General features: G+C 41.3%; 11 protein-coding genes. 7 read left to right on the plus strand and 4 right to left on the minus strand.

What is annotated here, in order from left to right; translation table 11 throughout:
* The first annotated feature begins 13 nt into the window (after positions 1-13).
* The 3 genes from RT138_RS03915 to RT138_RS03925 all read left to right on the plus strand — a co-directional run bounded on the left by RT138_RS03915 (position 14) and on the right by RT138_RS03925 (position 3,262).
* Complete coding sequence (locus RT138_RS03915) at positions 14-868, plus strand: sugar phosphate isomerase/epimerase family protein (RefSeq protein ID WP_313189617.1); 855 nt, start codon at positions 14-16, stop codon at positions 866-868.
* A 61-nt stretch (positions 869-929) separates the two neighbouring features.
* The gene (locus RT138_RS03920; RefSeq protein ID WP_313189618.1) at positions 930-2,189 is read left to right on the plus strand and encodes an MFS transporter; all 1,260 of its coding nucleotides are present in this window, start codon (positions 930-932) and stop codon (positions 2,187-2,189) included.
* A 23-nt stretch (positions 2,190-2,212) separates the two neighbouring features.
* Positions 2,213-3,262, plus strand: coding sequence for a ThuA domain-containing protein (locus RT138_RS03925; protein WP_313189619.1), 1,050 nt, complete (start codon positions 2,213-2,215; stop codon positions 3,260-3,262).
* 11 nt (positions 3,263-3,273) lie between these two features.
* On the opposite strand, the gene RT138_RS03930 is transcribed toward RT138_RS03925, so the two are convergent.
* The gene (locus RT138_RS03930; RefSeq protein ID WP_313189620.1) at positions 3,274-4,521 is read right to left on the minus strand and encodes a glycosyltransferase N-terminal domain-containing protein; all 1,248 of its coding nucleotides are present in this window, start codon (positions 4,519-4,521) and stop codon (positions 3,274-3,276) included.
* A gap of 56 nt (positions 4,522-4,577) precedes the next feature.
* Here RT138_RS03930 and RT138_RS03935 point away from each other — a divergent pair, with 56 nt between their 5' ends.
* Both RT138_RS03935 and galE read left to right on the plus strand, forming a co-directional pair.
* The gene (locus tag RT138_RS03935) at positions 4,578-5,525 is read left to right on the plus strand and encodes a UDP-glucuronic acid decarboxylase family protein (RefSeq protein WP_313189621.1); all 948 of its coding nucleotides are present in this window, start codon (positions 4,578-4,580) and stop codon (positions 5,523-5,525) included.
* A 29-nt stretch (positions 5,526-5,554) separates the two neighbouring features.
* The gene (gene galE, locus RT138_RS03940; protein WP_313189622.1) at positions 5,555-6,583 is read left to right on the plus strand and encodes a UDP-glucose 4-epimerase GalE; all 1,029 of its coding nucleotides are present in this window, start codon (positions 5,555-5,557) and stop codon (positions 6,581-6,583) included.
* A gap of 172 nt (positions 6,584-6,755) precedes the next feature.
* On the opposite strand, the gene RT138_RS03945 is transcribed toward galE, so the two are convergent.
* Complete coding sequence (locus tag RT138_RS03945) at positions 6,756-7,058, minus strand: DUF983 domain-containing protein (RefSeq protein WP_313189623.1); 303 nt, start codon at positions 7,056-7,058, stop codon at positions 6,756-6,758.
* A gap of 125 nt (positions 7,059-7,183) precedes the next feature.
* Complete coding sequence (locus RT138_RS03950; RefSeq protein ID WP_313189624.1) at positions 7,184-8,044, minus strand: helix-turn-helix transcriptional regulator; 861 nt, start codon at positions 8,042-8,044, stop codon at positions 7,184-7,186.
* Between the two features lie 162 nt (positions 8,045-8,206).
* Here RT138_RS03950 and RT138_RS03955 point away from each other — a divergent pair, with 162 nt between their 5' ends.
* Complete coding sequence (locus tag RT138_RS03955; RefSeq protein WP_313189625.1) at positions 8,207-8,761, plus strand: hypothetical protein; 555 nt, start codon at positions 8,207-8,209, stop codon at positions 8,759-8,761.
* A 57-nt stretch (positions 8,762-8,818) separates the two neighbouring features.
* A complete protein-coding gene (gene mfd / locus RT138_RS03960) occupies positions 8,819-12,154 on the plus strand; it encodes a transcription-repair coupling factor (RefSeq protein WP_313189626.1) in 3,336 nt (1,111 codons plus the stop codon).
* Positions 12,155-12,345: 191 nt separating this feature from the next.
* Here mfd and RT138_RS03965 read toward each other — a convergent pair whose 3' ends face one another.
* Complete coding sequence (locus RT138_RS03965) at positions 12,346-14,841, minus strand: M14 family metallopeptidase (RefSeq protein WP_313189627.1); 2,496 nt, start codon at positions 14,839-14,841, stop codon at positions 12,346-12,348.
* Between the last annotated feature and the right edge of the window lie 8 nt (positions 14,842-14,849).

A 14,849-nucleotide genomic window follows, 5' to 3' on the forward strand; every position in this document is an offset into this window, starting at 1 on the left:
AGATATATAGAGAATGAACAAAATAGGATTTAACATTTTACCATGGACAGCAGGAGTTACCGAAAAGGCATTTCCCATCTTAGACCGTTTGAAGAAAATAGGTTATGATGGTGTTGAGGTCTTTATAGGTTCTCCGGATGAAGAAGAATATAAGGCATTGGCAAGGCATGCACATGACCTAGGTTTGGAAGTCAATGCGGTTACCACACTTGGTGAAAATGAAAGTCCCATCTCGACGGACAGGGCAAGTAGAAGTCGAGGGTTAGATAGAATAAAGTGGGTAATTGATCGGGCACATGATATGGGTTCGACGATTTTATGCGGACCCTTTCACTCTGCCCATGGTTATTTTTCAAGGGCAGCACCTACAGACCAGGAATACCAGTGGGCTGCTGAAACCTTGCGGGCGGCGGGTGACCATGCCCAGCAGGCTGACATAACCCTAACTCCCGAAGCGGTAAATCGCTTTGAAAACTATCTGGCGAGCTGTATTGATCATTTGGCATATCTGATTAACCTGACCGACCATCCCCATGTAAAAGGCATGTATGATACCCATCATGCCAATATTGAGGAGAAGAGCGTTCGAAATTCTATCCAAAAAATAGCTCCGGTTTTGGCCCATGTCCATATCAGTGAAAATGACAGAGGTACCCCAGGTCGGGGATTAGTGCATTGGGATGAGGTCTTTCAAACGTTGAACGAAGTCAATTATTCAGGTTGGTACACCATTGAGGCTTTTTCGAGGGCAGATCCAGATTTTGCGAATGCCATCAATGTATGGCGGGAATACTCCGATCCATGGGAGATTGCCGAGCATGGTTATCATTTTATCAAAAATAATCTAGCGAATTTTGAAAAAAAATAAGTTATCTTGTTGATTGATTTATAATCAACACAAAATAATTTAACCACAAATAAACCACATTATGAGTAAACAAGTTAACCCTAGTGCCTTGTTTTTAGGAAGCTGTCTAGCCCTAATCACTACAGGTCTTACCTTTTCAATTCGTGCTGGGATATTACCTCAGTTAGGCGAAAGCTTCAATTTATCTGCAGAACAACTGGGATTTATCAATTCCATGTGGTTTCTCGGCTTCCCGATCTCGATGATTCTTGGAGGTATATTCTATTACAAAATTGGACCTAGCAACATTATGCGCTTTGCGTTTGTTTCCCATACCCTTGGGATTTTGTTGACCATCTTTGCAACTGGGTATTCCACCTTATTGATTTCCACTTTATTTATTGGTTTAGGTAATGGCTGTACAGAGGCCGCCTGTAATCCATTGATTGCGGATCTATATTCAGGCAAGAAAATGGACAAGATGTTGAACAGGTTCCATATGTGGTTCCCAGGAGGAATTGTATTGGGTAGTTTGATTTCCTTGGCCATGACAAAAATGGGTGCAACTTGGCAAACTCAAATGTGGGTTATCATGATCCCAACTATTTTATACGCCATTATTTTTTACGGAAAAGTTTTTCCAAGACCAAAAGAAGAAAGCGCAACTTCACTTTCCAATAATGTGAAAGCCATGTTCTCGCTGACCTTTATATTCTTATTCTGCTGTATGGCATTAACGGCTATCTCTGAATTCGGACCACAGCAATGGGTAGGGATCATCATGGCAAATAGCGGTGCCAGTCCAATGTTAGTTTTGGCCTTGGTAACGGGTTTAATGGCTGTAGGAAGGTTCTTTGCCGGTCCGGTAGTCAAAGCTTTGGGCCAAACGGGCGTATTGCTTGGTGGAGCCATCTTTGCCACCATTGGAGTTTACCTATTCTCTGTTGCGACAGGAGGAATGGTCTATGTAGCAGCCATTTTATTTGCCATCGGAGTATGTTACTTCTGGCCTACCATGATTGCAACAACAGCTCAGCGTGTACCATTGAGCGGTGCGATCGGTATGTCGGTAATCGGTGGTGTAGGGATGTTCTCAACTTCCATCTTCCAACCAATCATTGGACGTTGGATCGATAATTCAAAAGCTGCCGTACAACAATCCGGTGAAGTGATAGAAAACCTAGATTTGGTCGTAGGTCAGGTGACCTTAGCTAAATTGGCAATTTTCCCAGCTATATTAATTGTCCTGTTCCTATTCTTCCATTTCTGGCAAAAGAGAACCTATAAAGGACATCAGGAAACTGAAGAGGGAACATCTAATGCGCAAGTAGAGACCATTTAATTCAACAATACTCAAAAGAAATAATGAAACATCAACTCAGAACCACCTCTATTCTTTCATTTTGGGCCAATAAACTGGTATTGATAGCCTTTCTATCGATCAGTTTAGGTCTTAGCAACTGTGTTGCCCAGCAAAATAATTGGTTACACTTTACACCTGAAAAGGCGCAAGCCAAAGGCAAGAAAGTGGTGCTGATTTCTGGCGATGAAGAATATCGTTCTGAGGAAAGCTTACCCATGCTGGCGAAAATCCTAACTCAAAAGCATGGGTTTGAAACTTTCGTGCTCTTTGCCATTAACCCGGAGACGAAACAGATAGATCCTGAATACCAAAAGAATATCCCAGGATTAGAGAATCTGCAAAATGCAGATTTGATGATCATTGCAAGTCGATTTAGAGAACTGCCGGATGAGCAGATGAAACATGTGGACAATTTCCTTAAAGCCGGAAAACCAGTTATTGGCTTACGTACTGCAACCCATGCTTTCAATTTCGGCAAAGACTCCAAAAGTGCCTATAAACACTATGGTTACAACAACCAAGAAGGTGAATGGAAAGGCGGTTTTGGCGGATTTGTTTTAGGCGAAACATGGATCAATCACCATGGAGACCATGGTACAGAAGGATCATTAGGTTTGGTAAATGGCCTTCAGGTGAATGCCAAAAACCCAATCCTATTAGGGGTTGAGGATATTTGGGTGCCTTCCGATGTGTATGGTATCAAAAACAGCTTAAAACAGTCGGAAATCCTTGTATTCGGTCAGCCTACCTTGGGAATGACCGCAGAAAGCCCTGTCAACAGAAAAAAATCAATCATGCCTGTCGCTTGGACAAAGGATTACCAAATCCCAGGCGGTAAGAAAGGCAAGGTATTCACTACCACAATGGGATCTTCCATTGACTTATTGGATAAAAACCTAAGACGATTGATCGTAAATGCTTCTTATTGGGCAGTTGGTTTGGAAAATGAAATCAAGGCAGATTCAAATGTGGATCCTGTGGGTGATTTCAAACCGATTATGTTTGGTTTCGGAACCCATATAAAAGGGAAATATCCTAAAGATTACCAATAGGACAGATCCGATTAACCCAATAACTTTTCAGTTTCCAGGTACTTCATAATGATTTGGGTAGCACCAGAGCGCTGTTGAACATAGTTTTTGGCAGCAATGCTGGCTTGCACCAGCTTTTCAGTAATGCACAATGCATTATAGACTTCCAGCAATTCCTGTTCATTTGAAATAGAGAATCCAGCCCCTATTTCCATAAGGTCGACTGCTTCCTGAAACTTCTCATACTTTGGTCCAAAGATTACGGGCATACCATAGGTTGCCGCTTCTAGCGTATTATGGATTCCGGCACCAAAGCCGCCACCAATGTATGCAATTCGACCGTAATGGTACAAAGAGGATAACATACCGATATTATCAATGATCAATTGTCGGGATGAGGCAATCTGTTGATCGGTATAGGTATGGAATTTTGAGAACAGCAGGGCATGCGGAAATAACTTCATCATGGCATCAATATGATCCTGATGGATTTCATGTGGCGCAATAATCGCCTTCAAATCCTTATTGTTTTCCAGCAAAGTTTTTATGAGTGCTTCATCAGCTGGCCAGGTACTTCCAGCTACCAGTATATCTTCATTCCCTGCGAAAATATGAGCTTCAGGAATTTCCTTATGTTCTTTTGGCAGCTCCACGACCCTATCAAATCGAGTATCGCCTGCCAATCCTGCTTTCGTGATACCAATCCACTTAAGCATATTCACACTCTCGGCATTCTGGGTAAAGAAATAGGAAACATTTTTGAGAATGGACCTGAAGAATCCTCCATATTGCTTAAAGAAAACTTGATTTTCCCTGAAAATGGCCGAGATCATCAACAACCTGATATTCCTTTTATCAAGTTCCCTAAAGTAATGGTACCAATACTCATACTTAGTGAATATGGCCAACTTTGGATTGATTATATCAAGAAAGCGGCGAGCATTCCTGGCCGTATCTGCGGGAAGATAAAATACATGATCGGCCAATGCCGTGTTTTTGCGGATCTCATAACCGGATGGGGAAAAAAATGTTACAATTATTTTTTCCTTAGGATGGCGCAATTTAATTTGTTCCATAACGGAGCGGCCCTGCTCAAATTCACCCAAGGAAGCGAAGTGAAACCAAATGTATTCCTGCCCTTTTTCAACCGATTGTTCTATATGCTGCATTAGCCCTTTACGACCATCAGACAGCAACTTCGCCTTGGTATTGAACAAGGCAAAAATGCGAAGAAGCAAGCCATAAATTAAAATCCCCAGGTCGTAAAGAAAACGCATCATGTTAAAATATTACTTATCTTCGTCAAAGATATTTAAACCTTTTCAAATTCACTATTGTGCAAGAAAACAAGCGCAAACGAATATTAATAACAGGAGCAGCTGGATTCTTAGGATCCCATCTTTGCGACCATTTTATTGATCAGGGTTTTCATGTCATCGGAATGGACAACCTCGTGACTGGAGATCTTCGCAATATTGAACATCTTTTCCATCTGTCCAATTTTGAGTTCTACCATCATGATGTCTCCAAGTTTGTCCATGTACCTGGAGAATTACATTATATATTACATTTTGCCTCACCAGCGAGCCCCATTGATTATCTGAAGATTCCCATACAGACCCTAAAAGTTGGTTCATTGGGTACCCACAACCTATTGGGATTGGCCAAGAGCAAACAAGCACGGATATTGGTCGCCTCGACTTCTGAAGTCTATGGTGATCCTTTGGTCTCCCCCCAGAATGAGGAATATTGGGGAAATGTAAACCCGGTTGGTCCAAGAGGGGTTTATGATGAAGCCAAGCGTTTCCAGGAAGCCATGACCATGGCCTACCATAATTTCCATGGATTGGAAACCCGTATCGCTAGGATCTTTAACACCTTTGGTCCCAGGATGAGGCTGGAAGATGGACGCGCATTGCCGACCTTTATCTCCCAAGCTTTACAGAACAAGGATGTAACGGTTTTTGGCGATGGAAAACAGACGAGATCCTTTATTTATGTTTCGGATCAGGTTGAAGGAATCTGTAAATTACTTTTCAGCGACTACCATTTACCAATCAACATCGGTAATCCAGATGAAATGACCTTGATCGACATGGCCAATGAGATCATTGAACTAACGAACAGTAAGTCCAAGATTATCTTTGAACCGCTTCCTATTGACGACCCGAAGAAAAGACGGCCCGATATTAGCAAGGCTAGGGAGATCCTTCAGTGGGAGCCAAAAATTGGAAGAAAAGAAGGACTTGAGAAAACAATAGAATACTATAGAACATTATTTTAAGAACACCCAACTATATAATTGTAAATAAAATGAGTAAAATACTTGTCACCGGAGGAACCGGATTCATTGGATCACACACCGTAGTAGAATTGCACAATGCTGGATATACGCCTGTTTTAGTTGACAATCTTTCAAATTCCAATATCAAGATCTTAGATCAAATTGAAAAAATCATTGGTGTTAAACCAGAATTCCATCAATTTGACCTATGTGATACGGAGAAGGTAAACGAATTTGTAAAGGCAAATCCTGATATTACGGGTATTATTCATTTTGCAGCATCAAAAGCAGTTGGTGAATCGGTTCAGAACCCATTAAAATACTATCATAACAACTTCTTCTCCTTAATCAATTTACTAGAAGCTTACCGTGAGAAACCGATCAATTTCGTATTCTCTTCGAGCTGTACAGTTTATGGAGAACCAGATACCCTTCCAGTGACGGAAAGTGCTCCTGTTAAGAAAGCGACTTCTCCGTACGGAAATACCAAACAGATTGCAGAGGAAATCTTAGAGGAAACTGCGAAAGCTGCTCCAAACTATCAATTTGTTGCTCTTCGTTACTTCAATCCAGTTGGAGCGCATAATTCGGCCCTGATCGGTGAATTGCCAATCGGTGTACCTCAGAACTTATTGCCTTTTATAACACAAACAGCAATTGGCAAGAGAGAGAAACTGACCGTATTTGGTGATGATTATGAAACACCGGATGGATCAGCGGTTCGCGACTATATCCATGTGGTGGATTTAGCGAAAGCACACGTTGCAGCTATCAAATTATTGGAAAAAGGTAACCCTAATGGCAACTACGATGTTTTCAACATCGGAACAGGCAATGGTTATTCGGTATTAGAGGCCATCAAGGCATTCGAAAAAGCATCCGGACAGCCACTAAGCTTCGAGGTTGGCCCTCGCCGTGAAGGTGATATCGTAAAAGTCTGGGGCGATGTCACTAAATCCACAAAAGAACTGGGTTGGAAAGCCGAGTTAGGAATCGACGAAATGATGTCCTCTGCTTGGGAATGGGAAAAATATTTGAAAGAGAATCCGATTAAGTAAAAGGGGATATGAGATGTGAGATGTGAGATGGGAGATATTAAATCTCACATCTCATGTCTATAAAATATGCTAACGCCCTTTCTATCTCAATACTCATATCTAAAATCTCATATCTGCCCCATAAAAAAGCGGGCTTTTGTTAAACAAAAGCCCGCTTTTTTATGGGGTAATGCTATTTCCCCTCTTCTTTCACCCTTTGAAAAATTTTAGGGTTGAATTTGAAGGAAGGAGTCATCAAGTATAATAGGATGATTCTGGAGTAGCGGTTGTTGAATGGTGCCATGATCAATGTTACAGCTAGGGCAACGATGACATATAGCCAAGGGCTTTCCAAATTACCGGACAGAAAATAGGTCAATACACATGCTGTTACCAATTCGGCAACACTAAGTGCATAACTGACATACATGGCAACATAGAAATAGCCCGGTTCTTTTTCAAATTTTAATTCACATGCTGGACATCTTTCCAACATTCGCTTAGATTTAAAACTCAAAAGAGGTGCTGCGAACATATTACCTGTTCTACATCTTGGGCACTTTCCTTCTATTGCACTTTTTAATTCGGAAGGTATGGTATATTTTGTTTCCATATTGATATTTACGTCCATTGTGATTTTCTGAATTCTTCGGGGGTCTTACCCTCTACTTTTTTAAAAAATTTTGTAAAATATGAATTATCGTTAAAACTCAACTCATAGGCCACCTGTGAGATGGTCCAGTCTGGCAAGATCAGCAAGCGTTTGGCTTCCAGCATGATCCTATTCCGGATCACTTCCCCTGCCTGCGTCCCCAAGTATTCCTTACATACCGAATTGAGGTGATTTGGAGTTACAAACAATAACTCTGCATATTCCTTAGGCAAATGAAGCTCTTTATAATTTTGGTCGACCAAAGAAATAAAGTTCTTGATCAGGACCAAATGATAGTCGATGCTCTTTGCTGGGAAATTAGGGATATAAGCCTGATCAAACCTCAGCAGGATATAAAGGAGCAAAGAACGCTTAAGATCTTTTGCTACAGGTAAGCTGCTCAGTTCTATCAATTGATCGAACAGAACAGAGATCTCGCGGACCTGATATTCTTCTAGTGTGAAAACTCCCTCGTTCAAGGAAGAAAACAAATCTAGATTCTCTACATAATCAGGCTGGATCAACAGGGATTTAAAATAGTCGATATCGAAATTGACGATATAACCAGTCATTTTCCCTTCGAACATCCATGAATGCACCTGACCTGGCCCCATAAAATATACCTGTCCCCTTTCAATGGGGTACTGCTTAAAATCAATTTCATGCATGCCCTCTCCGGATAGGAATAACAACATCTGGTAGAAATTGTGTCTATGCGGAAAAACTAGGTTATTATTTTTGCCTAGGTATACCTCCAGACGGTCTGCCAAAAAGTTTTTATCCTCCTTGTAGGATACTGTACATTGCTCTAAAACAGGTATCTTGCCCATACAATACAAAGGTAACCAATAACTACCATGGATAATGGTATAAAAACAGTCATCAATGGTGTTATTTACTTATTGAATTAATTTTACCCTTAAAAACGGGAGAATTAATACCATTGGTATAGATTAAAATGGTATTAATTGTAATATTATTTATCTTTATTTATGTCATTACACAAGGATCAGGAACTCAAGGAAGCGGTTTTAAATCTACCGGCGAAGGAAAAAGACAAGTTATTGGTCAGGTTAATCAATAAGGATAAGATGCTTTTGAAACAATTGCACTATGAGCTTTTGGAGGATGAAGCAGATCTGGAGGATCGTATATTTGATCTAAAGAATGCCTTGGAATCTCTATTTGAGATCAATAGCAATAAGGTGAAAAACCTGCCCATGTATTCCAATTACAAAGGGTTAAACAGCACCTTACGCCAGGCAAGTGGCATGATCAACGAACATGAGAAAATTACGAAGGATAAGTTTTCAGTGGTTGAATGTAGGCTTTTGATTTTACAGGAGGCCTTTGACCGGTATCCCTCCCTATTTGGTCCATCGGCATTATCCCCTGCTTTCAAATTACAGAGTTATGTCAGTGGGCGGATAAAAAATGTCGTAAAGATATTTGACAATCTGCATGAGGATTTACAATTTGACCTGAAAGAGCAAATGGAATATGTGCTTGATTTTGCTGCACAGCATAAGCTCGATCAGAGCTTGTAGGTTGATATTCATTCCTATTACCCAAGCATTTTTGTAAATTTGCAAAAATATACTAGCGTGAACATCCAAGAAATATTAGATAAATACATCCTATCCGAACAAGTCAAGCGATTTACCAGCAGTATCCAGAACGGCAAACCGAAGATCCATGTCAAGGGATTGGTGGGATCAGCCGATGCCATGCTGGCTGCGGCAAGCTATCAGATAGAAAAGCGATTGAATGTTTTTATTCTTCCGACACATGAAGAGGCATCCTATTTCTTGAGTGACCTGGAAAGTTTATTTGATAATCAAATCCTGTTCTTCCCGGCATCTTACAGGAAGGCCTTTGATTTCACCATCTTGGATAGCGCCAATGTGCTGCAACGTGCAGAAACGCTAAGTTCACTGAACCGCAATTCAGAATTACCAAAAATTGTGGTGACCTATCCTGAAGCGATCTCGGAAAAGGTCATCAATAAACAGGATCTGGAAAAAAACACGCTAGAAATTCGCGTGGGGACCAAACTGAGCATTGATTTCATCAATGAGTTCCTCTATGAATATGATTTTGAACGCGTTGATTTTGTTTATGAACCCGGACAGTTTGCTATCCGTGGTGGGATAGTGGATATATTCTCTTTTTCAAATGACCTTCCCTATCGGATTGAGTTCTTTGGGGATGAAATCGATAGTATCCGGACCTTCGAGATCGAATCTCAACTTTCCGTCAATAAGATCAATTCAGTAACCATTGTTCCGAATGTTCAAGCGAAGTTCCTGAGCAATAATCATATCTCTTTATTGGAATATATAGAGAAGGATTCCATCATCTGGATCAAGGATGTTCAGTTTACCTTGGACATTATTCAGGATGGGTATAAAAAAGCCTCTAAATATTGGAAGGCCTTGACTGAAAAGGAAATCAAGGATAACCCAGACTGGGTAGATCCGAGATTCACCTTTACCGATGACAAAAACTTCAATGCCATGCTCTTTGAGTATGCATTGGTAGAATTTGGGAAGCAATTTTTCTATAAACCGGACGAAGAGTTCAGTTTTGACACGCATCCACAACCTTCCTTCAATAAGGATTTCAATCTGCTGATCCATAATTTCAAGGAAAATGAAAAACATGCGATCCATAATTACATTTTTTCAGATTCCAGCAAACAGATCGAACGCATCTATGCCATATTGGACGACCTTGACAAGACCGTAACCTTTACCCCTATCTACAAGGCACTAAGGGAAGGTTTCAGGGATGACAAGTTGAAAGTGGCCTGTTATACCGACCACCAGATCTTCGATCGTTACTATAAATATAAACGTAGAAAGGGCTATGAACGTTCGCAGGCAATCACATTGAAGGAATTGAGCGAACTAAAGCCCGGTGATTACATCACGCATATTGACCATGGAGTTGGTAAATACGCCGGTCTGGAAAAGGTAGATGTAAATGGCAAGAGCCAGGAAATGATCCGTCTGGTCTATGCAGACAATGATTTACTGTATGTCAACATCAACTCCTTAAACCGCATATCCAAGTATTCTGGTAAGGAAGGAACGGTTCCAAAGATGAATAAATTGGGAACGGATGTCTGGGAGAAACTTAAAAGGACCACCAAGAAGAAGGTTAAGGATATCGCCCGTGACTTGATCATGCTCTACGCTAAGCGTAAAGCCCAGACGGGAAATGCTTTCAGTCCGGACACCTATTTGCAAAGGGAATTGGAAGCCTCCTTTATCTATGAAGATACCCCCGATCAGGAAAAGGCAACTGCTGACCTGAAAAAGGATATGGAATCACCGCATCCAATGGATAGATTGGTCTGTGGCGACGTAGGTTTTGGTAAGACCGAGGTTGCCATCCGAGCAGCTTTTAAGGCGGTAGCCGATAGCAAGCAAGTTGCTGTATTGGTACCAACGACCATCTTAGCACTTCAACATTACCGTACTTTCTCTGAAAGATTGAAAGGTATGCCGGCAAACATTGATTATATCAATCGTTTCAAAACCAGCAAGCAGATCAAAGAAACACTTAAGAAATTAGAAGAAGGAAAAATAGATATCATTATCGGTACCCATCGTTTGGTCAGCAAGGATGTTAAGTTCAAAGATCTAGGCTTGATGATCATCGATGAGGAGCAAAAATTTGGCGTTTCAGTAAAAGAGAAGCTAAAGGTGATGCGGGCCAATGTGGACTCCCTGACCTTAACAGCGACACCGATTCCAAGGACCTTACACTTCTCCCTGATGGGAGCTCGGGATTTGAGCATTATCTCTACCCCTCCGCCAAACAGACAACCTGTACAAACGGAATTACATGTCTTTAACGAAAGTTTGATCCAAGAGTCCGTTAGCTTCGAGATCGATCGTGGCGGACAGGTTTTCTTCATCCATAATCGGGTGGCGGATCTACCGCAGTTGGGTATGCTGATCCGTAAATTGGTGCCAGGTGCACGGGTTGGAATTGCCCATGGACAACTGGAAGGAGATGACTTGGAAGATGTAATGCTGAAGTTCATCAACCATGAATACGATGTGTTGATTGCGACGACCATTATTGAAGCAGGTTTGGACATACCTAATGCCAATACCATTATTATCAATCAGGCCCATATGTTTGGTTTGAGTGACCTTCACCAGATGCGTGGTCGTGTAGGGAGGTCAAATAAGAAGGCCTTCTGTTATCTCTTGAGTCCACCACTGTCCACCCTGACCAGTGAGGCTTATAAACGTTTATCAGCGATTGAAGAGTTCTCCGAATTGGGTTCGGGCTTCAATGTTGCCATGCGTGATTTGGATATTCGTGGTTCCGGTAACCTACTAGGTGCAGAACAGTCGGGATTCATCGCGGAGATCGGTTTTGAAATGTACAACAAGATCTTGGATGAAGCCGTGCAGGAATTGAAGGATGATGAGTTCGGGGAACTGTTTGCAGATGAAGAAAACAGAAAATATGTGAGCTTCACGCAGATAGATACCGACCTGGAAGTCATGATTCCTGATGAATATGTGACCAACGTTTCTGAACGATACAATCTGTACAATGATATTTCGAAGTTGAAGGATGAAGGGCAGCTACAGAAATTTGAGAAGGAATTGATTGACCGATTCGGTCCAATACCTGAGCCGGTCTTTGAACTGTTTAATACCCTTAGATTACAATGGTTGGGCAAGGAAATCGGTTTGGAGAAAATATCCTACAAGAAACATGTGCTGAAGGGTTATTTTGTAAACAATCCGAAATCAAGTTATTACCAATCGGACAGTTTTGGAAAGGTTTTGGGCTTTGTCCAGCAACATGCCAGCAACTCCAATATGAAGGAGGTCAAAGGCCAATTGCGGATAGCAATCAATAATGTAAACAGTATTGAATATGCTATTGAATTGTTGAAACAGATGCGATAATATAGCCTTAAGGGCGAATAGCTATCTTATACAGGAATACAAAGTATCCAGCAATGAATTTTAATAGGGGTAATAATCTATCCTTCCTTTTTGATTTTCTTTTTGAATGCGAATACATAAAATGTCCTAATGTTGTTACCCAAAAGTAAAGCACATTAGGACATGATACAATCCCCGACATTGGGTATTTTTTACTCAACCGTTAGGAAGGTTGCATTGGCCATGATCAGTTTTCCGCTTTCCCAAAAGTTACGGAATAATACATTGTCCGTCAAATAGATGACAGAACCTCTACCAAGGTTCTGGGTCGCGAAGACCATTCCATTCTTAAGCTTCTTACTGAGGTTATGACCGACAAAGCCGCTCATCTTAGAGTTTTCAGTGATATAGCCCACATTCCAACCTTTGCCCTGTTCAAAATATTGAAATAGATTGTCATCCTGTTTCAGGGTGAAGTAATCTTTAATTCCGAACATCAAAGGGTGCGAGTTATCAAAAGTCAATTTGAATATGGCTCCAGAGGTATAGTTTTCCATTGCACCTCTTTCACGGTCTCCATATTTCTTCAATGGGCTAGGTTTTGCTTTTGCAGCAGTATCTTGTTTTACCGTTTTCAATTCAGACCATGGTTGGGCTGCCAATTGACTTACGGCACTTTCCAATGCAATGACCTTTCCACCTTTTCTGATCCAGCTTGCAAATTCCTCGCTCTGTGCTTTATCCTTCAGGAAAGAATAATTGCCATTCGGCATAATGAAGACATCGATTTCATCCCAATCTACTCTTGCAAAATCAGTAGGATTGATCAGGATTATTGGATACTGTAATTGTTGATCGAAGAAATGCCATACCTCGCCCACATTGGTCGCTCTAAGGCCTTCACCTGCCATCATCATCACCTTCGGAGCCTTGATGGTCTTCACATCGGAACTTCCCAAATCTTTTCCGCCTTCTACGATTCCAGATTGGATAACATACATCCTCACTTGTAACTTATCTGCTTCTTCCTTCAGGATCTTTTCTACATTCACCTGTTTATTGCCATTTTTCATAACCAAAAGTGATCCTTTTGGAAATTCATCGGAACCAATCTTGAAGCTCTGATCGGAAACTTTAACCGTGATCTTATGGCGTAATAATGCCGCCAATAATTTGGCAGACGAGAAGCCATCCCATTTTACCGCATAACCAAAATTGGAACCCACGCTATTGCTGATGGTTTCCAGTTGATACGGATTAAGGTTGCTTATTTTTGCCTGAGATGCCATAGCTGGTAGGCCATAGACATAAGGTAAGGACCAGGCGGTAATATCGTAGGTGATGGAATCCGTCAATTTCGCTTCAGGTTCAAACAGCACGCGTATCAATGCCGCTTTGGATTGATTGCCAGGGATAACCAGGTCCTTTTCGTTCAGGCTATGGTTCTGTTCTTTTTTGCTGAAGTAATCAAAGCCTTTTACAGAACCAGAGGAAGAATAATAATTGATTTTATTCTTGTCTAAAAGTTCAATTAAGGCACGCATGGTCTTATCTCGGGAAGCATCATACTTGATTACATAGGTTTGATATGAAGACAGTTTACCTGCAGCGGCATCATCTCCGAATTTCTTGAATTCAGAAACGACCTTTGCAGCATTCTGGGAAACCACTTCCACGATGTTCATCCCTGACGCATGATGTTGGATAGCTCGGTCCACCAAAGTCAGGGTATCCTTTTCATCGGTATAGACTCCCAACCCTGCAGATCCATTACCAGCTTTTTCAAAGGTCATACCGATAGCTCCGGAATAGATGGGATAGGTATCACCGTAGGAAGGGTAAAACAAGTCAAAACGTTCCTTAGTGAAGTATAACCAACCTTTGGAATCAAAATACTTCGCATTATGTTTACCAATGGTCGTTTGAAACTCACGTTGCCAAGGCGTAATCACCTCATGGAAAGGTTCTGCAGCTGGCGGGAAATAATACGGAGAGTTAATTCCCTGCTCATGGAAATCGGCATGGATATGTGGCAACCATTTATTGTAGATCGCCGCACGGAATGTACTTTCCTTTTGTGTTTGCCATGCCCAGTCGCGGTTCATATCGAAATAATAATGATTATATCGACCGCCTGGCCATGGTTCGCGATGCTCTCTAGCAAAGATTTCAGGATTGTACTTGATGCCTACGGTGCCATTGTACCAATTGTTATATCGTTCAGTACCGTCAGGGTTCAAACATGGATCTATGATGACCAAGGTATTATCTAACCAACCTTTGGTCTTGCTGTTTTTGGGATTTACCAATTCAAACAGGGTCATCATGGATGCTTCGATCGATGAAGTTTCATTGCCATGGATGTTATTGCTGATCCAGACAATGGCTGGGGAACTACTGCTGCCTTCGCCTTGGATGGCATGGGCAAGCTTGAGGTTGTTTGTTCGGATATTTTCAAGATTTCCGATGTTTTGGGCAGAGGAAATATAAAAAACCTTTAAAGGTCTACCTTCAGGTGTTTCACCATAAGATTCCACTTTTACTTGATTTGGAACTTGATCTGCCACATACTGATAGTATTCCAAAACCTTCCAATGCGGCGTCACTTTTGTTCCCACTTGATAGCCTAGGTATTCGGCGGGAGATTTGATTTGCGCAAAAGAAAGTGTGGAAATAAAACAAGCCAGGATGGCCAGTATTTTTTTCATAGTATTTG

This window comes from Sphingobacterium sp. (assembly GCF_032065005.1).
Classification (GTDB): Bacteria; Bacteroidota; Bacteroidia; order Sphingobacteriales; family Sphingobacteriaceae; genus Sphingobacterium.